Origin of the sequence: Ekhidna sp. (genome assembly GCF_965227465.1) — a bacterium.
Taxonomy (GTDB): Bacteria; Bacteroidota; Bacteroidia; order Cytophagales; family Cyclobacteriaceae; genus Ekhidna.
The window spans coordinates 2242492-2269409 of sequence record NZ_OZ245746.1 but is presented as its reverse complement, the minus strand read 5'-3'; the positions used below and the strand labels follow the sequence as shown (position 1 = coordinate 2269409).

14 protein-coding genes are annotated in these 26918 nt (G+C 43.7%); 13 read left to right on the top strand and 1 reads right to left on the bottom strand.

Going from position 1 to position 26918, the window contains the following annotated elements:
• Positions 1 to 4 precede the first annotated feature (4 nt).
• Positions 5 to 838: a hypothetical protein gene (locus ACO05G_RS09970; RefSeq protein ID WP_421762654.1), complete on the top strand. Its 834-nt coding sequence runs from the start codon at positions 5 to 7 to the stop codon at positions 836 to 838.
• On the opposite strand, the gene ACO05G_RS09965 is transcribed toward ACO05G_RS09970, so the two are convergent.
• Positions 835 to 3687 (bottom strand): polysaccharide lyase family 7 protein, encoded by a 2853-nt coding sequence (locus ACO05G_RS09965; protein ID WP_421762653.1) that lies wholly within the window; start codon positions 3685 to 3687, stop codon positions 835 to 837. The two genes, ACO05G_RS09970 and ACO05G_RS09965, sit on opposite strands and share 4 nt — an antisense overlap.
• A 126-nt stretch (positions 3688 to 3813) precedes the next feature.
• Here ACO05G_RS09965 and ACO05G_RS09960 point away from each other — a divergent pair, with 126 nt between their 5' ends.
• The 12 genes from ACO05G_RS09960 (at position 3814) to ACO05G_RS09905 (ending at position 26696) form a co-directional block, all read left to right on the top strand.
• Positions 3814 to 6042, top strand: a complete 2229-nt coding sequence (locus ACO05G_RS09960) for a heparinase II/III family protein (protein WP_421762652.1) — start codon at positions 3814 to 3816, stop codon at positions 6040 to 6042.
• Between the two features lie 49 nt (positions 6043 to 6091).
• A complete protein-coding gene (locus ACO05G_RS09955; RefSeq protein ID WP_421762651.1) occupies positions 6092 to 7327 on the top strand; it encodes an NRAMP family divalent metal transporter in 1236 nt (411 codons plus the stop codon).
• A 34-nt stretch (positions 7328 to 7361) separates the two neighbouring features.
• Entirely contained in the window at positions 7362 to 7826 is a 465-nt protein-coding gene (locus ACO05G_RS09950; RefSeq protein WP_421762650.1) for a gluconokinase, read from the top strand.
• Entirely contained in the window at positions 7823 to 9214 is a 1392-nt protein-coding gene (gene gndA / locus ACO05G_RS09945) for an NADP-dependent phosphogluconate dehydrogenase (RefSeq protein ID WP_421762649.1), read from the top strand. The genes ACO05G_RS09950 and gndA overlap by 4 nt, the downstream gene beginning before the upstream one ends.
• Before the next feature lie 78 nt (positions 9215 to 9292).
• On the top strand, positions 9293 to 9958 hold the full coding sequence (locus tag ACO05G_RS09940) for an NUDIX hydrolase (RefSeq protein WP_421762648.1): 666 nt from the start codon (positions 9293 to 9295) through the stop codon (positions 9956 to 9958).
• A 74-nt stretch (positions 9959 to 10032) separates the two neighbouring features.
• Positions 10033 to 11082: a PfkB family carbohydrate kinase gene (locus tag ACO05G_RS09935; protein ID WP_421762647.1), complete on the top strand. Its 1050-nt coding sequence runs from the start codon at positions 10033 to 10035 to the stop codon at positions 11080 to 11082.
• An 81-nt stretch (positions 11083 to 11163) separates the two neighbouring features.
• Positions 11164 to 12375, top strand: coding sequence for a 6-phosphofructokinase (locus ACO05G_RS09930; RefSeq protein WP_421762646.1), 1212 nt, complete (start codon positions 11164 to 11166; stop codon positions 12373 to 12375).
• Positions 12372 to 13379, top strand: coding sequence for a PfkB family carbohydrate kinase (locus ACO05G_RS09925; RefSeq protein WP_421762645.1), 1008 nt, complete (start codon positions 12372 to 12374; stop codon positions 13377 to 13379). Before ACO05G_RS09930 ends, ACO05G_RS09925 begins: the two co-directional genes overlap by 4 nt.
• Positions 13380 to 13384: 5 nt before the next feature.
• Entirely contained in the window at positions 13385 to 14059 is a 675-nt protein-coding gene (locus ACO05G_RS09920) for a bifunctional 4-hydroxy-2-oxoglutarate aldolase/2-dehydro-3-deoxy-phosphogluconate aldolase (protein WP_421762644.1), read from the top strand.
• A gap of 33 nt (positions 14060 to 14092) precedes the next feature.
• The gene (locus ACO05G_RS09915; protein WP_421762643.1) at positions 14093 to 14464 is read left to right on the top strand and encodes a methylglyoxal synthase; all 372 of its coding nucleotides are present in this window, start codon (positions 14093 to 14095) and stop codon (positions 14462 to 14464) included.
• A gap of 170 nt (positions 14465 to 14634) precedes the next feature.
• The gene (locus tag ACO05G_RS09910; protein ID WP_421762642.1) at positions 14635 to 15024 is read left to right on the top strand and encodes a response regulator; all 390 of its coding nucleotides are present in this window, start codon (positions 14635 to 14637) and stop codon (positions 15022 to 15024) included.
• 275 nt (positions 15025 to 15299) lie between these two features.
• The gene (locus ACO05G_RS09905; protein ID WP_421762641.1) at positions 15300 to 26696 is read left to right on the top strand and encodes a gliding motility-associated C-terminal domain-containing protein; all 11397 of its coding nucleotides are present in this window, start codon (positions 15300 to 15302) and stop codon (positions 26694 to 26696) included.
• Positions 26697 to 26918: the final 222 nt, after the last annotated feature.

Here is a 26918-nt window from a genome sequence, read left to right as displayed (position 1 = left end):
TCTCATGAAAAACTTAAAAATCTGCATCCCTATTATTTTGCTATTGGCAGTAGCAACGGCCTGCAATCATACCAGTTCTTATTGGATCAAAATTGATGACTTTGAGTTGTCTGATCCTATGGAAAACTGGATACTTGCCGATACGAGAAATGATACGGATCCACGAATTGAAAACCCACAGGTAACGGAAGTTCGAAGTGAAACGGGCGAATTAAATCATTACCTTTTTAAAAAGCCAGCTGCTGAAGGAGTGGTTGGAAACAGGAAAGCGCTTAGCTACTGCAAGCTTCCGGTTCCGGTTCCGGTTGGAGAAACGTACACGGTTTATTTGAAATTCAAGGTTGAGTATTTTCCGAATAATCATGTATTCGGGCTGAGTAATTTAGATCCGGAAGGGATCAATGAGCAGGATTACAATGCCCTGGAGCCGAGCTTACGCGTGACCGACAAATTCGAATCCGATGGATTTAAAAACGATGGCACCTTGATGGTTCGTAAGGCGGGAGGTTATGAGAAAATTACTAATCCCTTAGAAAACCGAATAGCTAAACCTTTGGAAGAAGGTAAGTGGTATGAAGCATGGATGGTGGTTAACAATTCAATGGTCACCGATGGTGGTCAAAAGTATGACGTTTATCTGCGAGGTGGTGATGAGTTCCCACAACAGCAAAAAGTTTATACAGGTGCTGATTTTCGAATGAAAAGAGAGCGTCCACTCATTTACTTCCTGACTAATTGCAATACTGGGCCAGTGGAACAACCTTACGGTAATGGAGGTCTTATGTATGACGATTTATATATGACAGCAGGTGTACAGTTGAGTTCACCTTCTGATTAACGATCCAGAATGATTTTTAAGGATTTCGTTTCATTTCCAATGGTCATCTTAGCAAAATACAGACCGTTCGGTAGATCATTTTTAGGTGTCCATTCAACAGCATAATCTCCATGACTCTGGGATTTATTGACGAGTACTTCGACTTTCTTTCCCATCACATCATAAATACTTAATTCGACTTCTGTGATAGCGGATAATCTGTATTCGAAAGTGGCCATTAAATCAAATGGATTAGGATATGCAACCAGATCATATTTAGTTTCCGCTAAATCACCATCAACTGAAAGTGCCACACCGAATGTAGCGGTCACAGACTTGTTTGAGTTCATCGTGACAGTTATTTGATCCTCTGTTCCGGATGCATCCCCACTCCAGCTCTCCAGCTGATTGCCTGAATCAGGAACGGCAGTCAATGTTACTACTGTTCCTTCTTCATAAGTTCCACCAGAGGGACTTAATGTAATTGATCCATCTCCGACTACTGAAGTAGTAAGGGTATATATGGGAATAAAGCTTGCCTCCACGCTTTTATCCGAATCCATCGTAATACTTACAGGGTTTTGTCTTCCTGATAAATCCCCACTCCAACCGTCAAACTGGTAGCCTGATGATGGGGTAGCTGTCAAACTAACAACCGTATTTTCTGCATACGATCCGCCTGAAGGGTTGAGTGAGATGCTTCCCTCGCCGGTCGTTGATGTACTAAGTGTATATTGAACACCTAAGGAGATGTCAATGCCTAATGATTTTGAGGTTGCCCCTTCATTATCCGTGGCGATTGCAGTAAGTGTGTAATCACCAAAAGGAACATCATTCCAAATAATTTCATATGGTGCCGTAGCATCCTCACCCAATTTTTCATTTCCCTGGAAAAACTCAACCAAACTGATAGAACCATCCGTGTCAAAAGCATCTGCAGTGATCGTGATGTCACTCCCCGAATTAAAACTTTCTCCGTTTGTTGGGGAGGTAATACCCACGGAGGGTCCATGATTTATGACAGATCCATCGCCTTCATACAATTCATCAAAATACACAGTCGCCTCTCCTTCATCCTGAAGATAAACACCAGCCTTCCAGTAGCTCGGAAAAGTCCAGAAAGAAACATCTAAATTCGCTTTTTCTTCCCCATCAATGTCAATGATCATATTTCCACCCACTAACCGAACATCGAAACTGAAGTAGTCAGTTGGAGCCAATCCCAAATCGACATGTGTGGTATTGTCACCAGTAGCATCTGTTTTTACTGCCGCCCACAGATGGTTAACCGGCGATTTAGTTTGATGCTTATAAATTCTTAAGAGGGGTTTATTGGGTCCACTTCCTTCATTGGCATCATCGTGAATCTGAACCACTGTTACCTGATCACAGGTCTGCTCAACAAACGTTAAGCTTCCGTGAAACGAGCGATCACCATCAGTCAACGTCCAATTGGTTAAATGTCGGAGCTCGGTTCGCATACTGGATCCGGTTTGATTGAATGCAATTTTGTCACCATCAACCACATAAAAATTGTCAGACGAATAGCCGTTAATTAAATCAGATTGTGAGGCAATAGTCGAACTCGTTGGTGCTTGTAGCTTGCTTCCGCCGATGAAAGCCTGAAATTTGGGAATGTCGTAAGGAGCATCGTATCCGGTAGGTTGAGAATTAACAGTTATGTTGACCTCAGATGAGGTAGTGGTGGATCCTTTATCATCTGTAGCGATAGCCGTAAGCGAGTAGGAACCTTCCGCTACATTCTCCCAGTCAAATGAATAAGGGGATGACGAGTCTTCTCCAAGTTTGTTGCTTCCTTCAAAAAATTCCACTTTAGAGATGGTGCCATCACTATCCGAAGCATTTGCCGAAATGGTTATGTCTTCACTTTCAATAAAGGAGTCGTTATTAGATGGATCTGTAATACTTACAGAAGGTGCACTATTCGTACCTGAATGAGATACATTTAAAGTAAAAAACGATACTTGAGCATAATCTCCGGGATCTCCGGAATTGTTTTGATTGTAATTACCAGCTTTGAAATACATCCAGTCATCTGCGAATCCACTATCAGTCATATCTACTTCCTGCACTATATCTGCCTTGCCATCTCGCATGATGGTGACCGTAAGGGTATTCCCAACAACATCAATTTCGTAGCTAAATTTTTCTCCTAAAGCTATACCATCTGTTGGATCAGAGGCACTGCTACTCCTGCTGCCAATCATTTCGTACCATTGCTCGGAAGAGGTGGTTGGCTCATGTGCGAAATAGATTGAGCCCTTAGTGTTATTTGGCAATTTTCGATAATAGATTCGGCAAGGCTCATCATTGGAGGCATGTATTTGTCCGACGATCACACGACCCACTTTGTTGGATTCGCCTGTTGTAGATACATGATCCACTGCCACGGTGGCGGTCATAGTGCCATCCACTCCTCCAGAGGCTTCTTGATTAGCAGTGCTGGATGAAGAAAACACCCAATTATTTAGCCCAATACCCTGAGTACTAATACTTGTATTTCCCGCTCGAAGCATTTCTCGGAGTTCACTTCGAGGATAAGTGCTACCTCCCGTTTGACCGTCGTTACGACACCTAAACACCATTGCTCCAGTGGTCGGATCGGTATAAAACTCATTTTCACTTTCAAAACCATTAGAGAGCTCATTTTCTTTTATCTCAGTCTGATCTGGGAGGGTAATTTTCCATTTGGAGAGATCAAAATTTCCACTGGGTGGGAGATTGGGATCCTGCGCAAAACAGATCGTTACAGCAAAAAAAGCTAAGACGAACGATACTAAAAAGTGGTTGCATATAAACCTCTTTTCAAACCCTAATAAACAATCAAACCAACCCTTTCGAGCCTTCATAGAGCTAAATTTTATAAACTGTGTAATTATTACACAAAATAATGATCCATTTTGTATAAAACGAATGAAAATGGGATTATATTTAATCTATGTCATCTTTTTGACTCATCAACCCAATTACTAAAGATGAAACTACATGCCTTTTTAGCTACATGTATCTTAATCGTCTCTAATATTTATGCTCAAACCATTCCTTCTGAGCAGGTTATACCTGTTGATGAACTAACGAAATATTTAAAGAAAGAGGTTCAGAGAGATCTGAATGGTGAGGACCAGTCAGAATTAGCGAAGTATTTCAGAGAGCAATTCTCTGAGCGTTTTTTCTATGACTATAAAACCTTTTATGATCGCCTTCCTCACTACAATTCCGTGTTTGCCAATCAGGAGAATCATAAAAAGGGAGCACTGGATCACATGGGTAAATACAACGATTCAACCCAGTGGGTGATGCCTTTTAATTACCTAAATGGTGAGCCTGTAAATGCCTATGCAATGAGGCATCTGGCTCGTCAGCATAAGATGGTAGACATAGCCTTACATTACTTCAACTCGGGCAAAGACCCAAAGTATATCAGGTATTTTGAGAATCAAATGCGATCTTTAAATGCTGCACTTCATGCTGGTAAATATGAAACCATCGAAGATGGTAATGGCGTCTATGAGGCATTCCGCTCCGGATATCGCATACTCAACTGGTTGTGGATACATAACATGTTTCTAAATGAGGCAGAATATTCAGATCAAGACCAGTTGATGACTATTGCTACCCTCTTACAACACGGTCAGCACCTTTATGAAAGGAACGGGCAATTTAGCCCTGGGAATCATCAGACCAGAGGGGTTTCAGCATTGGCTATGTTGGCGATTTTGTTGAGAGATTTTGAAGGTACGGATCTGTGGCTCGAGCGAGCCATGCAAAGGTTGGGAGAGCATCTGGATCGGGAAATTAATGACGATGGGTTCCAGTTTGAGCGATCTGTTCACTATCACATGAGTGATATTAACAACTATTTTTATGTGTATCAGCTAGCCAAAATCAATTCCATTGAAGTAGATCCTGCCTGGGAAGAAAAGCTCAGAGGGCTGTTTACAACCCTGGTCAAAATTGCATATCCCGATCGTTCAGCACCAGTGCTTCAGGACGATACCGAAATTCCCTGGGGGGAGAAAAACGATATTTCTGAGTCAATGACTTTGGGGTATTTATTGTTTGAAGATCCGGAATTCGGCTATTTCGCTACCAATAAAGTGGATAATCGGGTGTATTGGTTTCTAAGTAATGATCAAGTCAAAATGTTGGAAAATATTATGAAGAAAAAACCTTTATATGGTTCATTGGCTTTTGAAGAAACCGGCTACTACGTCACGCGAGAAGGCTGGGGAGAAGATGACAAGATGATGATCATCACTGCTGGGCTGGATGACAAAAAACCAGACCATCAGCATGGCGACATGTTAGGGGTCCAGGCAATAGCAAATGGACATGCCATCTTACCCAATTATCAGGTTCGGTATTCACTTAGCGACTTTGAGTTTTTTAAAAACTCGATGGTCAAAAATGTAACATTGGTGGATGACGAGCTGCAAGGCAAGCAATACACCTCCAATAAAGGAGGGAGCGGATTTGGGAAGTTTTTAGAGCTCCCAAACCCAACAGTGATTGCATGGGAAACCACAAACGATTTTGACTTTTTCGCCGGGAGTCATGATGGATTTGAGAATGTAGGCGTGGATTACACACGACAAGTGATATATGTTAAAGATGATTTTTGGATCGTTAAGGACGACTTCTCCTCAGATGGATCACACGATTACAAACAGGTGTGGCAAGGTCATTATACGCATGAAGAAGGGCCTAACCTCCTAAGAGCCACTATGCCTGATGCCTGTGGTCACGACATATTTCAGATTAATAAAGCCGACGAAGTAGAAAGTGACGGAACAAGAGGCAAACACAGGAGCGTCGTTACGAAAAAGGCCCAAAAGGACTTTAGCTTTATCACTATTATTTATCCATACTGCGGATACAGCAGCCGACTGGATGAGAATGCAGATGAGATGATGATTGGCAATTGGAAAGTAAACAAGTCTCAATGGAAGTTAGATGGATCAAATCCAGTAAGTCTGAGCTCAGATGATGGTGTGTATCTTTTTAATGTGAGAGAAGCAAGAAGCGAAAAACTAACTTTAAAGTGGTCTGAAGAAGCAGATTTATTTATCAAGACTGAGGATGATCAATTTGTGATTTACTCACTTGATAAGAATGAACGAACCATTGAAATTCAAACCATAAAAGGCAAGAAAATGACGAAAACACTAAAGCCCGGAGAAGTTTTAAGACTGGATATCAACTGATGCACTAAATACGCAAACGAGAATAAGCAACTACCCAAATACACATGCCATGAAAAAGTTTTTAAAATTTCTCCTATCCTTCGGTCCGGGGATTTTTGCCATTGGTTACACCATAGGGACAGGAAGCGTTACCTCCATGATCGTGGCTGGAAATTCCTTTGGGATGGATCTACTTTGGGTGTTGTTTTTAAGTTGTCTTTTTTCAGGCGTATTGATTTATGTTTCAGGTCACTATTATCTGATGACTAAAGAGACCCTGCTCTTTTCAATCAAAAAGCATTTGAAATTTGGTCGCATCATAGCTTTGGCCATTATAGTAACTGTTGGGATTGGTCAGTGGAATTCCCTAATAGGAATCCTTGGAATTACTTCAAATGTGGTCTTTGAGATCATTCAAATCAATTTCCCAGAAGCTGCCAATCACAAGTATACCATTGTTTTAGGGCTGGCGGTATTGATCATTGGAATTTTCTACGCTCTGCTTTTAAGCGGTAGTTATACACTCTTTGAAAAGGTACTGGCAATATTCGTGTCCATGATGGGACTCAGTTTTGTCTTTACACTGTTCTTTGTTTTTCCTATGCCAACGGAAGTGATCATGGGATTAATCCCTAAAATACCACGGGTGGAGGGTGCAGGAATTCTCATTGCAGCATTTGTGGGAACAACGATGGCTGCAGCTACATTCCTTTCTCGTCCACTCTTTATCCAGGGCAAGAAATGGTCGGTGAGTGATACCAAAACTCAAAGGAATGATTCCATCGTGGCAGCCATCCTGATTTTTGTAATCAGTGGATCCATTATGGCGGTGGCAAGTGGAAGTCTCTATGGCACAGGAAAGGAAATTACACATGTACTGGATATGTCAGATACCCTGGAACCTTCAGTTGGAAGGTTTGCCGTTTCCATCTTTTTTGCAGGAACTCTGAGTGCAGGACTTTCATCGATATTCCCTTGCCTCATGATTGTGCCACTGATGTTGGCCGATTATTCATCAGGCAAGCTTGATGTAAGTTCCAGGAGATTCAGAATTGTGACTGGTGTGGCAAGCATACTTGCTCTTAGTGTTCCAATTTTTGGATTCAATCCAATCAGAGGTCAAATAATCACGCAGGTATTTAATGTATTCGGTTTACCGATCGTTGTTGGATGTTTGCTTTTCCTCTGGAATCGAAAGCACACAGAATTACCAATAAAGAAGGTTTGGACGAATGTGATAATGGCAGGAGCTTTGGCGTTTTCGCTCATTATCATGATTAATGGTTTAATGGATATTTTTTATTGAAAAAGTGACTCCTTCTAAGATTATAATTTTTGTCATGGGGGTGTCTGGATGCGGCAAGACACTAATTGGAAAGATGTTGTCAGAAGAGCTGTCAACTCCTTTTTACGATGCAGATGATTTTCATACGAAGGAGAGCAAAGGAAAAATGAGTAGTGGAATTCCATTGAATGATGAAGACCGACATCCGTGGTTAGAAAAGATCAATGAGGAAGCTAAAAAACATACTTTTAAAGGGTGTGTAATCGCATGTTCGGCATTGAAAGCAAAATATAGAAGGCTTTTGAATAAAGGAATTGAGTCAAATGTTCAATGGGTGTATCTACAAGGGGATTATGATACGATATATAGTCGGATGAATGCACGATCGGATCACTACATGCATGCAGAGATGCTGCAATCTCAATTTGATGATTTAGAAGAGCCTGAGAATGCAATAAACATCAAAGTAGCATTAGCCCCGGAACAAATAATTAAGGACATAAAACAAAGACTAAAATGAGTTCAGAGATCGGATTAATTGGATTAGGTGTAATGGGCAAAAGCCTGAGTCGCAATCTGGCTCAAAAAGGCTTTAAAATATCCATATTCAACCGTCACGTTGCTGGAAAAGAAGAGGATGTGGCAGTCAAATTTCAACAAGAGCATCAGGAGCTTAAGGAAGCTCAACCATTTGATAATCTTGGTGAATTTGTTAAGTCATTGGAAACGCCGAGGAAGATCATACTAATGGTCAATGCCGGGCCCACTGTAGACTTAGTGCTAAATGATTTACAGGAATTTCTGGAACCGCAGGATATCGTGATCGATGGCGGTAATTCGCATTACCAGGAAACCAGCAGGCGAATGAGCGAGTTGGAAGCGCATGGACTGATATTTATGGGGACCGGCGTTTCAGGAGGAGAGGAAGGAGCTCTGAAAGGGCCGTCAATCATGCCATCCGGTCAGAAGGAAGCGTATTCAAAAATTCAGAAATACCTGGAGGCCATCGCAGCGAGAGACGCTGATGGGAAACCGTGCTGTACGTATATAGGAAAAGAAGGGAGTGGTCATTTTGTAAAAATGATCCACAATGGCATTGAGTACGTCGAGATGCAATTACTTGCCGAATGCTATGCGATTTTGAAAAGGCAAGGCACATCAAATGAAGATATTGCTGCTGTTTTTGAGTCGTGGAGGCAAGATCTGGATAGCTATCTTTTACAAATCACCATCGATATTCTTCGAAAGAAGGAAGGGAATGACTATTTAATTGATAAAATCCTTGATAAAGCTGGAAACAAAGGAACTGGAAATTGGGCGACTGTTTCTATAGCAAATTATGGTCAGCCAGCCACTTTAATTCCGGCTGCACTGTTTGCTCGATACTTATCTTTTTTCAAAGAGCTACGCCTGGAATCTGCTGAAACTTTTAGCACAAAGAAATTTTCCGGTGAGATAACGAAAGATCAGCTGAAAGATAGCTATCAGTTCGCTCGCATCATGAATCATCTCCAGGGATTTGCCCTAATTCATCGTGCCTCTGAGCAACATGGATGGGACATTGACCTCAGTGAGCTAGCCAGAATATGGACAGGAGGATGTATAATAAAATCTGACTTCATGAAGGAATTGGTTGAATACTTAAAAGCTGATGTTAATCTCCTTACGAATGAGAAATTAATTAAGACTATAAACGCTACTCATAATGCTCTTCAATCCATAGCAGCAGCATGCATTCAGGGAGAAATTCATGCGCCGTGTTTGATTGAGTCAGTGAATTATTTCCATGGTCAAAAAACAGGAACATTGCCCGCGAATCTTATCCAGGCGCAGCGTGACTATTTCGGTGCACATACCTATCAACGTGTGGATGATTCATCTGGGAAGTTCCATCACACGGAATGGTGATGATAAAAGCCAAATCTTGTTTAGGCAGAAGTTGAATTCCAATTTTTGATCTTAATTCGCGACAAAGCCAAAAAGAGAATGACCAAAATAGGCCCGTTAGATACCGCTGTTTCCTTAGACTCTTACGAATGCACCATTGCTGTGGAATGTTGTGTCTTTGGTTTTCAGGATAATGAACTAAAAATATTGCTGGTCAAAAGATCTATTGAACCGTTTAAAGATCATTGGATGCTACCTGGAGGGGCGATGAGTGAAGGAAAGACGTTATCCGAATCGGTTAATCAGGTACTTAATAACCTAACGGGGATAGAAAAGATGTCACTTGAGCAAGTGGCATGTTACAGCGAAGTACACAGGCACCCGGTGAAACGGGTTGTATCCGTTTCATTTTATGCATTAGTTAAACCTGAAAACTACCCAACCATTCCTAAAAACTACATTTCTGATATTAAATGGTACGGGCTTGATGAATTACCAAAATTAGGATTTGATCATGATCAACTTTTAGCTGACGCTTTAGAAAAGCTAAAAGGCAACCTAAAAGATCATTTTGTTTTTGGTGAATTATTGCCTGATCGCTTTACGCTCACTGAGCTTCAGGAGTTGTATGAGAACATCCTTGGTGAAAGCCTGGATAGAAGAAACTTTAGAAAAAAAATTCTCCAGATGGATCTTCTGGAAGCCACAAATGAGAAGAAGGCAGGCGTTAAAGGAGGCCCCTCCTTGTATCGTCTGAAAAAATAGCAGGTGATATACTTGTATGTTTTTACTTCTGTGTATATATTACACAGAATAAACAATCTTAAATTATACCCACTATGAGCAATAAAGTCGTAACATTTGGAGAAATTATGTTGAGGCTGGCCCCACCTGGTTTTCTTAGATTCTCACAAGCAAGCAGTTTTGATGTTGTATATGGAGGTGGTGAATCCAATGTCGCTGTTTCACTTGCCAACTATGGTGTACCCGTTGATTTTGTTACTCGCTTGCCAAAGAACGACATAGGAGAATGCGCGTTGATGGAAATGAGGAAGCGAGGAGTTAACACACAAAACATCATTTTTGGTGGAGATCGGTTAGGAATCTACTTCCTGGAAACCGGAGCGGTAAGTAGGGGAAGTAAAGTCGTTTATGATCGGGCTCACTCCGCGATGGCAGAGATTGAGGCGGGAATGATTGATTGGGATAAAGTATTTGATGAAGCCACATGGTTCCACTGGACGGGAATTACGCCTGCAATCTCTCAGGGTGCTGCAGATGCATGCCTGGAAGCTTTGAAAGTGGCATCTAACAAAGGGATTACCATCTCTACAGATTTGAATTACAGAGCCAAACTTTGGAAATATTGTGATGATGCGAAGCGTGAAGAGATCATGACGGAGTTGACCTCCTATTGCGATATTGTACTTGGAAATGAGGAAGATGCTGAGATGCATTTTGGTATCAAGCCTGAGGGAATTTCTGTTCAAACAGAGGGTCATAATGTGAAAGCTGAAGCATTCCTCTCTGTATGCCAGCAAATGATGAAGAAATTCCCACGAGCAAAGAAAGTGATTACCACGTTAAGGGGATCAATATCAGCCTCTCACAATACGTGGGCAGGTGTGCTTTACGATGGAAATAAACTCTACGAAACGCGTCAGTACCAAATCACAGATATTGTAGATCGTGTGGGTGGAGGAGACTCCTTTATGGGAGGTTTGATTTACGGATTGCTGAAATACCCGGAAGATGATCAGAATGCGCTCGACTTTGCGGTGGCTGCTTCATGCTTGAAACACACAATCAAAGGTGATGCAAACCTTGTGACTGTTGCAGAAGTAGAGAAACTGATGGGTGGAGATGCTTCCGGAAGAGTTGCCAGATAAATATTTGGGGGTGATGGTTTTCAAAACACAGAATATGATTCGCTTCATAGGTTTCACCCCCATTTTTTAAAATATATTGTTATGAAACCATGTGTAGCTATCATTTGTGGTGGTGGTCCCGCCCCGGGGATTAATACAGTTATTGCTACTGTAGCCAAGGCATTCTTAGCCGATAACTATCGGGTAATAGGCATTCATCATGGATATCAGGGATTATTTTCTGAGAATTCTGAAATCAAAAGCTTCGATTTCGATCATGCCGATCGAATCTTTAGTAGAGGGGGCTCCACACTCATTATGAGTCGGTTTAAACCGAAAGATGAGGATTTTAATACCCGAATTTTTAAGAATGAAAACATAAAACTGTTAGTAACCATCGGTGGTGATGACACAGCCTCAACTGCTAATCGTATCACCAAATACCTGGCTTCTCAGAACATTTCGATAAGTAATATTCATGTTCCAAAGACCATAGATAATGACCTGCCGCTTCCGGATAGAAACCCAACCTTTGGCTTTCATTCTGCCAAAGATGAGGGAGTCCGAATAGGAAATACGGTGTATGAGGATGCACGCACATCTCGTCAGTGGTTTGTCATGTCAGTGATGGGTCGTTCTGCAGGACATCTGGCCTTTGGCGTAGCAACGGGCTGTCATTTTCCTATGATGATCATCCCTGAGATGTTCAATAAGACAAAGGTCACGTTTGATAAGATCATTAAGCTGTGCATTTCTTCTATTATCAAGAGAAAAATTGCCAGAATAGAATATGGTGTGGTGGTAATCAGTGAGGGCGTATTCCATATCCTCGATGAGGAAGAGATTAAGCGAGGTGACATCAGTATGACGTATGATGCACATGGACATCCGGAACTGGGAAATGTCAGTAAAGCGCATATTTTCAATGTTCTTTTGCAAAAAGAGCTTCAGTCATTATCACTGGACATTAAAAGTAGACCGGTTGAACTGGGTTATGAGTTAAGATGTACCCGACCGATTGGGTTGGATCTTACACTTTGTTCACTGCTTGGCCTGGGAGTAAAAAAACTTTTTAATGAAGGAGTGAGTGGCTGCATTGTCAGTGCCAACTCTTCAGGAGATATTACACCAATATTTTTGTCAGATTTCGAAAAGGATGGGAAAATACCGCCGCGTTTGGTAAATATGGAGTCTCAAATAGCGAAGCTGTTTTTCCAGGAGCTGCATTATCTGACGGAGGAAGATGCCGTTTACGCAAAACACTATTTGCCTGATCCGGAAGAATATGAATTCCATAAAATCCTGGAGTGGTGAAAAAGAAGAAGGTTGTCACATTTGGAGAGGTAATGATGCGGTTTTCACCGCCAGGCTATGCGAAGTTCTCACAAGCAACCACCGTCGAGTTGGCATATGGCGGAGGGGAGGCCAATGTGGCAATTTCACTTGCCTATTTTGGTTTAGAGGCGTTTCATATCACCTGCTTTCCAGACAATCTGGTAGGTAGGTCAGCTACTCAATACCTAAGACATCACTGGTTGCACACCAAATACATCACCTATGGTGAAGGACGTATGGGCAAGTATTTTTTGGAGAAAGGGGCTGTTCACCGTCCAAGTGAGGTGGTTTACGAACGAGATAACTCTGCATTTTCCAAAATCAAACCCGATACATTTGATTGGAAACGGATTCTACGAAATGCCGACTGGTTTCATTGGACGGGCATTACACCAGGGATTTCAGAAAATGCCGCTGAATCTTTGAGACAGGCCATTCAGGTTGCAAATGAATTAGGTGTTCCGGTCTCGGTAGACGTGCATTCCAGGAAGAACCTTTGGCAGTATGGTAAGGACAAAACAGAAGTAATGCCTGAGTTGGTTCAGGGATGCGATGTGGTCATAGCTTCTCCATATGATATGCAGGAAAATCTTGGAGTCGCCAGTGAGAATGACGACTTACAGACAGCTTCAGAAAAATTGAAAGAAAAATTTCCGAGAGTCCAAAAGGTGGTGGATAAGAAAAGGGAAACCCTAAGCGCTTCACACAATCGCATTCAGGGCTTCATCTGGAACGGAAAAGAAGTCCTTACATCTCCTTCATTTGATGTGACTCACATTGTTGATCGGGTTGGTACAGGAGATGCGTATGCTGCAGGTATGATCTATGGCTTACTCAATTTACAAGACGAGCAAAAGGCAGTAGATTTTGCTGCTGCGGCCTGTTCACTGAAGCATACCGTAGAAGGCGATGCAAATGTGATCTCGGCAGAGGCGGTAGATAGTTTAGTACAAGGAAATACATCAGGAAGAATAAAAAGATAAATAACATGGCAAGATTTACACGAATTGAAGTAGTTCTAAAAATGAAGGAAACCGGCATGGTTCCGGTGTTTTATCACAAGGATATTGACATGTGCAAAGAAGTGCTGAAAGCCTGCTACACCGGAGGTGTGCGTGTTTTCGAATTCACCAATCGGGGTGATTTTGCGCATGAGGTCTTTGCAGAGCTAAACAAGTTTGCAGAAAAAGAATGTCCTGAAATGATCCTCGGTGTTGGATCTATTATCGACGGGCCCACCACCGCACTTTACTTACAGCTAGGTTCAAACTTCATCGTATCCCCTATGATGGACGAAGAAATGGCCAAAATCTGTAATAAGCGAAAAGTAGCATGGAGTCCGGGATGCGGATCAGTTACAGAGATTGTCAAGGCACATGAATTAGGATCAGAAGTGGTAAAAATATTCCCTGGATCGCAAGTTGGCGGCCCTGCGTTTGTGAAAGGAGTAAGGGGCCCATTTCCATATGCCAGTATCATGCCAACCGGAGGAGTTTCACCGGACGAAGAGAACCTTAAAGGATGGGTGGAAGCCGGTGTGCATTGTGTAGGAATGGGCTCGCAATTATTCCCTAAGGATGTTTTAGCGAATAAAGACTTTGATGCGATCACTAAGAAATGCTCAGAAGCATTGGCAATTATCAAGCGGTTACGAGAAGAGTAAGCTGCCAATTGAATAATTAAACAATTTCAATAAATGGAAATAGCAATTATTGCTCATGATGGCAAAAAAGCGGAGATGGTTCAATTTCTTCTTGATAATAAAGAAGTCTTAAATAAAGCGAATCTTATTTCTACCGGAACGACTGGTTCCCACGTCGAAAAAGCAGGTTTTAAAGTAAGCAAACAGTTATCTGGACCGTTAGGGGGTGACGCACAAATTGCAGCTATGGCTGCTGAAAAAAAGATTGACGTTGTGGTTTTTTTTAGAGACCCCCTGGATAAACACCCTCATGAACCGGACGTACAAATGCTTCTTAGAATTTGTGATGTACATAATATTCCGTTAGCTACAAATCCGGCGACAGCCAGGTTGATTTTTAAGGCATTTGAAGCAATGAATGAATGACAAAACTAAATTTCATGACAGAAATCGGTATTTTCAGCTACTTCTTATTAAGCTTGCCAGTTGGCTCATTTAATTGCTACTTTAATTACTTCGGTATAATTTGGAATATCAACACCTGTTTTACTAGTTTGATTGCTTATTGTTAATGATATTGGGGCTCCAAGAGAAAAATGAAGAAACGTATAGTACTTATTGACGATGATAAAACCACTAACCACCTCAATAAATTTACCATTGAGAGATCGAATGTGGCAAATGAGGTTATCATCTTTGACTCTCCGCTAGGAGCCTTGGATTATTTCAAGAACAGATCCGATGAAGAGAAAGGCTCTTTGATTTTACTTGACATCAATATGCCGATTATGGATGGCTGGGAATTTTTGAAACATTACATTTCACTAAATGGCAATGCAACTGCAGATAAAGTTGTCATGTTAACATCGTCAATAGATCCCAGAGATCAAGAACTGGCAAAGGAAAGCGAATTTGTTTCAGATATTAAGTTCAAACCCCTTTCTCTCAAGACCATCAATGATTTAGTTAAGACTTATTTAAAATAAATAGGTCTTTTACTCCAATATTTTTAGCACTCATTTTTCAGTTGAAAATACGCTCAAATTCGTTTGATATCATCAAAGCTTGATTAGGATGAAATATTAATATTTATGCGGCAAAAGGTGATTTTTGAGAAAATCAAATATTTTTCGGCGTGCACATTGAGTCATTGAACTAAGAATAATTACCTACTATCGAATGATGCATTCTTAATAGCAAGAATCTTCTCATCTTTAGCTATTAGATTAAGCGGAACATCACACTTTTTTCAACCTAAGGTATGCTGAAAAGCAAACTTTTGTTTTTCCTTGGAATATGCTTTTGCATGACCGTCAATGCCACAGAAGTACTTAACTGTGGGGGAGGGGTTGCGGATAGTGATGCCGAAACAGACGGAATAGAAATAGGCAATGGCGTCTGCGCTGAACTATTTGAAGACCTTGGCGCTGTAAGTGGAGGTATACTGATCAATACAGGAGCAACGCTAACGGTATACGGAGACATAACTAGTCTAGCGGATAAGATTGAAATAAAGTCAGGTGGCACGCTTATTCTTTATGGAAATATTGGTTCAGTTTCTAACGGTATTTTGATTTCTGGCACATTGGAAATTTACAGTAATGTGACTGTAGATGGTGGCTTTGAAATTAAGAATGCATCCACACTAAAAATGGATGGAGGATATTTGACGGTAACCTCTGGGAATGGAAAGTTAAATTCCAGCTCTTCCGAACTGCAAATGCACAATGGTAGTACCATTGAGATTGTAGATGGAGCGTCAAAAATAGATAATAACGGAGGAGGCTTTATCACATCAGACAATTCAGGAAACTCCATTGAAACCCAAACATGGGATGGTGATCAGGGTGATTTTAATTGTGCATCCGGAAGTTGCTCCGATTCTGCCTCTAGTGCCAAGGTTATCATCACTGAATCAGGAGGTAGTACGATTACAACCGAGAGTGGCACAACCGACTCTTTTACAGTGGAATTATCCTCAGCACTTACTGTTGGTACTGTTCGGGTAGACTTTAGTTCCGGGAATACTAGCGAAGGAACTGTATCTCCAAGCTTTGTGACCTTTTCCTTGGGTAATATGGGTGCTAAAACAGTGACAGTTACCCCAGTCGATGATGAAGTCGATGATGGTCCGCAGTTTTATACCATAACAGCTACTACTTCTACGCCCATTGCCAGTACCCCTGATTATGATGGTGTACCCACCCCTGATGTTGGTGTGCTTAACAAAAATGATGGCCAATTTCCAAGAATAGACCTTACTGCATCTACCTTGATATCTTCTGAAAATGGATCGAATGTCACATTCGATGCAGTGATCGGCTCACAGCCGGCCTCAGGTAAAGTCGTCCAGCTGGATGTTTCCTCTGGAGATCTGTCGGAAGGCACAATCAGCCCTGCTTCACTCACTTTTGATGAATTCAATTGGGATACACCTCAAACGGTCACTGTTACTCCAGTGGATGACACACCTGTGGATGGAGATATCGATTATGATGTGACACTTACAGTAAACTCAGGGGTCGCAAATGCCGATGGAGACTACAGTGCAGTTCCTGATGCAATTGTGACGGTCACCAATCAGGATGATGAAGCAGCTGGTTTTACATTAAACACTGCTGCTACAGGCAATACAACTGAGCTTGGAGGCTCTACAACATTTACTGTAGTTCTTGATGATGAGCCCTTATCCAATGTTGTCTTACGCACCACAAGCTTAACATCTACCGAAGGCCAGGTTACCCCGACTGATCCATTTGATATTACATTCACTCCAACAGACTGGTTTACCCCTCAAACAATTACCGTAATTGGTCAAGACGATGTTGTGCTAGATGGTAATATTGCATATCAAGTGAGAGTTAGAGTTCAAGATGCTTCAAGCGATGATTTTTTTGATCCTCTGGCCGATCAGTTTGTAGACATTATAAATGAAGACGATGACGGTGGTAATGCTGCACCTGTTATAACAGGATCAACGGTCTCAACCACTGAAGATACTCCAACATCAATTGTAGAGTCAGATTTAGGTTACTCTGATGGCGATAGTGATCCACTAGTTAAAATACGGATAAGTACACTGCCGATAAGTGGCACGCTTTTTCTTGATACCTCTCCATTCGAAGGGGACTATGATGCTGGAGAAGAGGTGGTTATAAGTCAGGAAATCACCTTATCAGACATAAATAATGGCTATTTTATGTTTGTAGGAGACCAAGATGATAACGGAATCTCCTATGCTTCTTTTGATTTTCAAGCCAATGATGGTACTGATTACTCCTCTGATGCAACAATTACAATCGATGTAACAGCTGTAAATGACGCTCCTGTTTTTACGCTTGGCTCAGATATCAACGCTGATGATAATACCAAGTCATACACCATTACTGGTTTTATGAGCAGTTACAATGACGGGGATCCTGATGCGACTCAAAACCTGTCTGTTACAGTTTCGGCAGATGACGTTACTTTATTTGATGTACAGCCGGATATTAATATCTCTACAGGAAATCTGTCATTCACCGTTTCAAACAATAAATCCGATGTAGACACCATCACAGTGACACTTACCGACGATGGAGGTACCTTAAACGGAGGCGCTAATAGTACTGTTAAGAAATTTGCCATCCGGATTTTTGATGAACCTCAATCCACACTTGAAACCATTCCAACCGGTTCATATATAGTAGATATGGGCTCAGCAACGCCCACTTATGAAAATTCAATTAAACCTTATGGCCTGGTATACCAATTGACACGCGATTATTCAGTTCCAATTAAAATAGCGATAAATCAATCAAAAGGTAAAGACGGCATAGACTTTAGTCATGAAGGAAGAGATTATAAAGGAGCTCCTTTTATTATTAGTGAAGAATTCCGAACCACAGCAGTAGATTCCATTATTACTATATGGGAAGGTAAAGGGGTAGAAGGCTACACTACTACAACAGATGCTAATAATGTTCCAATATATATAACGTTTTCAGCCTACACCACCTGGACAATTGATCAGGATAATCAAGCGTTAGCTATTCAGTACTTTGATAATGCCGAAATTCCTTCAAGTGCTTACACGATTAAACTACCATCTGCACTTGATGGATCTGATGATATATTTATTCTTCCCCATGCAGACCCAGATTGGGCCAATCATGGAAATCTGCTAAACTGGAATAGAAGTGTTGAGGATGGAGGCGATGGAGGTTGGATTTGGGTTGGATGTCATGCGGCCAGTGTATTAGAGCAAATTACTAACCCTGCTGACCCATCAGAAGGGTTAAATTTTCTTACAACTAATACTCTTTATAAATACGTTAAAGATGCGCATGAGCATGTTCATCCAGTAGACCCATTTAGCTATGATTATCACTCACACCCATTTATGCAATTCATGCAAAACATGGATGGAGCGGTTGTGAATGGGTCTGAGCAAGCATACCTTCCGGAAGGTGACTCAAGCAGTTTATGGCTTTCAACAAATAAAATCGGGGTTTGGGATCCGGATTTTGACTACAGTTCGAGCAAAGCTGGAGATCCTCCGACAACCACAGAAACAGCTGCTATTTTGGTGTGGGGGCATGCCTTTGGCGATCCCCGTAATGGGAAAGTGCTTTATCAGGGTGGACATAACCTGAACGATGACAAAGGAACTCCACATCCTGAAGTTGATGCGGTAGCGGCTCAAAGAGCATTCTTCAATTTCTCAATTTTATCACCAGTAGCTAAAGTACCTGTTACAAGCACTTTTACTGTTCCATCTATGATGACTGAGGGATTGGATTATTCTTTAACAATTGATGCAACAGCTAGAGATGGATCTACACCAACTTATAGTTGGAGCTCAGGTTGTGGAGGGAGTTTTGATGATGCCACCAGTGCAACTCCAACGTTTACAGCTCCAGTTGTGGGTGGCGAAGTTACTTGTATTATTTCTGTCACTATTACCGATCTGGATGGACGACAAAGTTTTGAATCGGCTTCAGTGACCATTTCAGGAAATAATGTACCAACAGTTACAGGTTCAACGGTCTCTGTGGTGGAGGATGTTTCAAAGACAATAAAAGAGCCAGATCTGGGATATGCTGATACCGATTCAGACCCATTATCAAAAATTAAAATCAGCACACTTCCAGCAAATGGAACCTTATTCCTGGACACAACCCCCTTTGAAGGGGATTACGATACAGGAGAAGAAGTATCCATAGGTCAGGAAATTATATCCTCAGATTTAAGTAATGGCTATTTCATGTTTGTTGGAGATCAGGATGAGAATGGTAACTCGTATGCTTCATTTGACTTTCAAGCGAATGATGGGACTGATTACTCGACAAATGCAACCATTACCATAGATGTTACAGCGGTCAACGACGACCCATCCATTACTACTATAGCAGACCAGAGCACGAACGAAGACACAGATAAGACAGGGATAGCATTTACGGTAGATGAGGGAGGCGGCACAGATGAAAATGCACAAGCCTTGACCGTGACGGCCACTTCAAGCAACACGACGTTGGTACCGAATGGGAATATTACGGTGAACTATACCGACAATGGTGGGTCATCTGCTAACGCACTTAGTCCAACAATTGACATTACTCCTTCACCTGATTTGTCTGGAACCACAACTATTACTGTTACGGTACAGGATAATGGAACAGGTACCCCAAGTGTAATTGAAAATTTTGTATTGACAGTAAATCAGGTAGCAGAGTTTTCGGCTACTACAATAACCGGAAATACAGATGAATCAGGATCTACAGAAACTTTTAACGCTGTTTTAAATTCAAAACCCAATACCAATGTTGTTCTAACAGTGACTTCAGGCAACACAGGCGAAGGCACTGTAGACAAAGCAACCTTGACCTTTACGCCGGCAAACTGGGACACTCCACAGACGGTGACGGTGACGGGCGTGGATGATGACATCATTGACGGAGACATCACTTACAATGTGACGTTGAGCGTAGACGATGCGAACAGTGACAATGACTTTGATCCTTTGGCTGACCAGACGGTCTCTGTGACGAACACCGATGACGATGTAGCCGGCTTCACGATCACCGAAACGGCTGCCAGCACCGAAACGGCTGAAAGCGCCACCACTGACACCTTCGATGTGGAGCTGGATGCTGAACCTGGTAGCAATGTTGTACTAACAGTGACTTCAGACGATACAGGCGAAGGCACGGTCGACCTAGCTTCTTTGACCTTTACGCCAGCAAACTGGGACACCCCACAGACGGTGACGGTGACGGGCGTGGATGATGACATTATTGATGGCGACATCACTTACAATGTGACGCTAAGTATAGACGATGCGAACAGCGACGATGACTTTGATCCGCTGGGCGACCAGACAGTCTCGGTGACGAACACCAATGATGATGTAGCCGGCTTCACGATCACAGAAACAGCTGCCAGCACCGATACCGACGAGAGCGCCACCACCGACACCTTCGATGTGGAATTGGATGCCGAGCCAGGCAGCAATGTTGTTCTAACAGTGACTTCAGGCGATACAGGCGAAGGCACTGTAGACAAAGCAACCTTGACCTTTACCCCTGCAAACTGGGACACCCCACAGACGGTGACGGTAACAGGTGTGGATGATGATATTATAGACGGAGACATCACTTACAATGTGACGCTGAGTGTAGACGATGCGAACAGTGACGATGACTTTGATCCGCTGGCCGACCAGACGGTCTCGGTGACGAACACCAATGATGATGTAGCCGGCTTCACGATCACAGAGACGGCAGCAAGCACCGATACCGACGAAAGCGCGACGACCGACACCTTCGATGTAGAGCTGGATGCAGAACCAGGCAGCAATGTGGTTATTACCGTCACCAGTGGCGACACAGGAGAAGGCACGGTCGACCTGGCTTCTTTGACCTTTACCCCAGCCAACTGGGACACCCCACAGACGGTGACGGTGACAGGGGTGGATGATGATATTATTGATGGCGACATCACTTACAATGTGACACTGAGTGTCGACGATGCGAGCAGTGACAATGACTTTGATCCGCTGGCAGACCAGACGGTCTCAGTGACGAACACCGATGACGATGTAGCCGGCTTCACGATCACCGAAACAGCTGCCAGCACCGATACCGACGAGAGCGCGACGACCGACACCTTCGATGTAGAGCTGGATGCAGAACCAGGCAGCAATGTGGTTATTACCGTCACCAGTGGCGACACAGGAGAAGGCACGGTAGACCTGGCTTCTTTGACCTTTACCCCAGCCAACTGGGACACCCCACAGACGGTGACGGTGACAGGGGTGGATGATGATATTATTGATGGCGACATCACTTACAATGTGACACTGAGTGTAGACGATGCGAGCAGTGACAATGACTTTGATCCGCTGGCAGACCAGACGGTCTCAGTGACGAACACCGATGACGATGTAGCCGGCTTCACGATCACCGAAACAGCTGCCAGCACCGATACCGACGAGAGCGCGACGACCGACACCTTCGATGTAGAGCTGGATGCAGAACCAGGCAGCAATGTGGTTATTACCGTCACCAGTGGCGACACAGGAGAAGGCACGGTCGACCTGGCTTCTTTGACCTTTACCCCAGCCAACTGGGACACCCCACAGACGGTGACGGTGACAGGGGTGGATGATGATATTATTGATGGCGACATCACTTACAATGTGACACTGAGTGTCGACGATGCGAGCAGTGACAATGACTTTGATCCGCTGGCAGACCAGACGGTCTCTGTGACGAATACCGATGACGATGTAGCCGGTTTCACGATCACTGAAACAGCTGCAAGCACCGATACCGACGAAAGCGCGACCACCGACACCTTCGATGTGGAGCTGGATGCCGAGCCCGGCAGCAATGTGGTTATTACCGTCACCAGTGGTGATACAGGTGAAGGCACGGTAGACCTGGCTTCTTTGACCTTTACCCCAGCCAACTGGGACACCCCACAGACGGTGACGGTGACAGGGGTGGATGATGACATCATCGATGGCGACATCACCTACAATGTGACACTGAGTGTCGACGATGCGAACAGTGACAATGACTTTGATCCGCTGGCAGACCAGACGGTCTCTGTGACGAATACCGATGACGATGTAGCCGGCTTCACCATCACCGAAACAGCTGCAAGCACCGATACCGACGAAAGCGCGACGACCGACACCTTCGATGTAGAGCTGGATGCAGAACCAGGCAGCAATGTGGTTATTACCGTCACCAGTGGCGACACAGGAGAAGGCACGGTCGACCTGGCTTCTTTGACCTTTACCCCAGCCAACTGGGACACCCCACAGACGGTGACGGTGACAGGGGTGGATGATGATATTATTGATGGAGACATCACTTACAATGTGACACTGAGTGTCGACGATGCGAGCAGTGACAATGACTTTGATCCGCTGGCAGACCAGACGGTCTTTGTGACGAATACCGATGACGATGTAGCCGGCTTCACGATCACTGAAACAGCTGCAAGCACCGGTACGGACGAAAGCGCGACCACCGACACCTTCGATGTGGAACTGGATGCCGAGCCTGGCAGCAATGTGGTTATTACCGTCACCAGTGGTGATACAGGAGAAGGCACGGTAGACCTGGCTTCTTTGACCTTTACCCCAGCCAACTGGGACACCCCACAGACGGTGACGGTGACAGGGGTGGATGATGATATTATTGATGGAGACATCACTTACAATGTGACCTTGAGTGTAGACGATGCGAACAGTGACAATGACTTTGATCCTTTGGCTGACCAGACGGTCTCTGTGACCAACACCGATGACGATGTAGCAGGCTTCACCATCACCGAAACAGCTGCAAGCACCGGTACGGACGAAAGCGCCACCACCGACACCTTCGATGTGGAGTTGGATGCCGAGCCCGGCAGCAATGTGGTTATTACCGTCACCAGCGGCGACACAGGAGAAGGCACGGTAGACCTGGCTTCTTTGACCTTTACCCCAGCCAACTGGGACACCCCACAGACGGTGACGGTGACAGGGGTGGATGATGATATTATTGATGGAGACATCACTTACAATGTGACACTGAGTGTCGACGATGCGAGCAGTGACAATGACTTTGATCCGCTGGCAGACCAGACGGTCTTTGTGACGAATACCGATGACGATGTAGCCGGCTTCACCATCACCGAAACAGCTGCCAGCACCGATACCGACGAGAGCGCGACGACCGACACCTTCGATGTAGAGCTGGATGCAGAACCAGGCAGCAATGTGGTTATTACCGTCACCAGTGGCGACACAGGAGAAGGCACGGTCGACCTGGCTTCTTTGACCTTTACCCCAGCCAACTGGGACACCCCACAGACGGTGACGGTGACAGGGGTGGATGATGATATTATTGATGGAGACATCACTTACAATGTGACACTGAGTGTCGACGATGCGAGCAGTGACAATGACTTTGATCCGCTGGCAGACCAGACGGTCTCTGTGACGAATACCGATGACGATGTAGCCGGCTTCACCATCACCGAAACAGCTGCAAGCACCGGTACCGACGAAAGCGCGACCACCGACACCTTCGATGTGGAGTTGGATGCCGAGCCCGGCAGCAATGTGGTTATTACCGTCACCAGCGGCGACACAGGAGAAGGCACGGTCGACCTGGCTTCTTTGACCTTTACCCCAGCCAACTGGGACACCCCACAGACGGTGACGGTGACAGGGGTGGATGATGACATCATCGATGGCGACATCACCTACAATGTGACACTGAGTGTCGACGATGCGAGCAGTGACAATGACTTTGATCCGCTGGCAGACCAGACGGTCTCAGTGACGAACACCGATGACGATGTAGCAGGCTTCACCATCACCGAAACAGCTGCAAGCACCGATACCGACGAGAGCGCGACCACCGACACCTTCGATGTGGAGTTGGATGCCGAACCCGGCAGCAATGTGGTTATTACCGTCACCAGTGGTGATACAGGAGAAGGCACGGTAGACCTGGCTTCTTTGACCTTTACCCCGGCAAACTGGGACACCCCACAGACGGTGACGGTGACAGGGGTGGATGATGATATTATTGATGGAGACATCACTTACAATGTGACACTGAGTGTCGACGATGCGAGCAGTGACAATGACTTTGATCCGCTGGCAGACCAGACGGTCTCGGTGACGAACACCGATGACGATGTAGCCGGCTACACGTTAAGCAAAACCACTTCCACCATTACGGAAGGCAACAACGACACGTTCACGATCGTGTTGGATGCCGAGCCATCAAGCAATGTGGTGATTGACTTGAGTAGTGATGACACAGGCGCAGCTACGGTGAGTCCTTCGAGCTTGACGTTTACAAGTGGCAACTGGAACAGCACACAGCTAGTCACGATCACTTCGGTGCAGGACGATGATTTACAGGATGAGACCCCTACGATCACTGCGAGTGTGAATGCCTCGAGTGACGGAGACTTTACCGGTCTTGCTAACCAGAACGTAACGGTGACGGTTACCGATTATGATATTGCAAGCATTTCTATCAGTGCTATCAGTGGCAACACTAATGAAGATGGTACTACCGCTACGTTTACGATCGTCCTTGATTCAGAGCCCACAGCAGATGTTACCATCGGGTTAAGTTCAGACAATACAGCGGAAGGAACTGTAAGTCCTGCAAGCGTGACCTTTACGACTGCCAACTGGAATGTCGCACAAACTGTAACAGTAACAGGAGTTGATGATGCCATTGATGATGGAGATGTGGTTTATAATATTGTGACAGCAGCAGCTGCTTCATCAGATGCAAACTACAATGGACTGGACCCGGCAGATGTGACAGTAACGAATGAAGATAATGACGGAGTTGGTATCAGCGTTAGTGCCATCAGTGGCAACACCAGGGAAGATGGTACCACGGCCACCTTCACGATCGTCCTGGATTCAGAACCAACCGCAGATGTTACCATCGGTTTAAGTTCAGACAACACAGCAGAGGGAACCGTAAGTCCTGCAAACGTAACCTTTACGACTGCCAACTGGAATGTCCCACAAACGGTAACAGTAGCAGGAGTTGATGATGCCATTGATGATGGAGATGTGGTTTATAATATTGTGACAGCAGCAGCTGCTTCATCAGATGCAAACTACAATGGACTGGACCCGGCAGATGTGACAGTAACGAATGAAGATAATGACGGAGTTGGTATCAGCGTTAGTGCCATCAGTGGCAACACCAGGGAAGATGGTACCACGGCCACCTTCACGATCGTCCTGGATTCAGAACCAACCGCAGATGTCACCATCGGTTTAAGTTCAGACAATACAGCAGAGGGAACCGTAAGTCCTGCAAGCGTGACATTCACAATTGCAAACTGGAATGTCGCACAAACGGTGACGGTGACAGGGGTGGATGATAATGATGTTGATGGAGATGTTACTTACACGATTATCATATCTGCGGCAGCATCTTCGGACGCTAACTACAATGGCCTTGACCCAACGAATGTTTTTCTCATTAATGAGGATGACGATAGCATTAATGGTACTCCAGTTATAACAGGCCAGGTAAGTATTAATTCAATAGATGAAGATACAGACTTTACCATTGCTCTCACGAATTTGACTGTAACAGACCCAGATAATAATTATCCGGCAGATCATACATTGATCTTATTGACCGGTAATGCTTATGATATCAGTGGCTCCAGCATTATTCCTCAGGCAGATTACAATGGAGCATTAAGAGTTAATATCAAGGTAAGTGATGGCGTCAATGAATCAAATGTATACGAATATGAAGTAGATATTCAGCCGGTCAATGATAAGCCGATTTTGGTAGCGGATGCGCTCACTGTTCAATTCGGAAATACCTTGGAAGGAAATCTTTTAACCAATGATAGTGATGTAGAAAATGATGATTTAGTGTTGACTGATATTAGCCCACTCCCAGATGGCCTGATCTTCAATACTGATGGAAGTTTTATGTATAGTGGTGATACCGAAATTGGTACAATTGAAATGGATTATGTGGTGTGTGACAATGGAGATCCGTCAGAGTGCGCACAGTCTACTTTGACATTGACCATTGAAGGTGGAGATTTTGACGGTGATGGCATCCCGGATTCCTATGAAATACAATTTGATGATGTGGATGATGATGGTGAGCCGGAATACAGAGATTTGGATTCTGACAATGATGGAATAAGTGATTCACAAGAGGCGGGAGCTGATCCTGAAAACCCGGTTGATACCGATCAGGATGGGACACCAGATTTCTTAGATATGGATAGCGATGGGGATGGAAAATTAGACAGTGAAGAAGGAGTAGAGGACTGTGATAGAGATGGAATACTTAACTATATCGATAATGACGATCCATGTAAAATGAAAATAGCAGACGCTTTCTCACCAAATGGCGATGGAAAAAATGATGAATGGATCATTCAGGGAATTGAAGACTATCCCCGAAATAAAGTAACAATCTTCAATCGGTGGGGGAATAAAATATTTGAAATTGACGGCTATGACAATAACAGTAGAGTTTGGCGTGGTGAGATTAACACGAACATTGGATCAGATAAAAATGCTTCATACTCAACCTACTATTTTATTATCGATTTAAAGGATGGCTCCAAACCAATAGCCGGGAACATTTTAATCAGTCGATAATGACCAGAATGAGATTAAGAACTTGATTGAATATTTAACGGATCTTAATAAAAATCACTATTTATTTTTTGATTCGGATACCAGCAGAATAAGCATTCTAAGGCATAAATGTTGAGTATCTGCTGATTTCGTCTATTCATCCTCTGTGTCTGTCTTTTGATAGAAAACATCGAATAAGGGTGATTGTTTGTGTGTTAATTTGTATAAGAGTGAGTGAGAAGA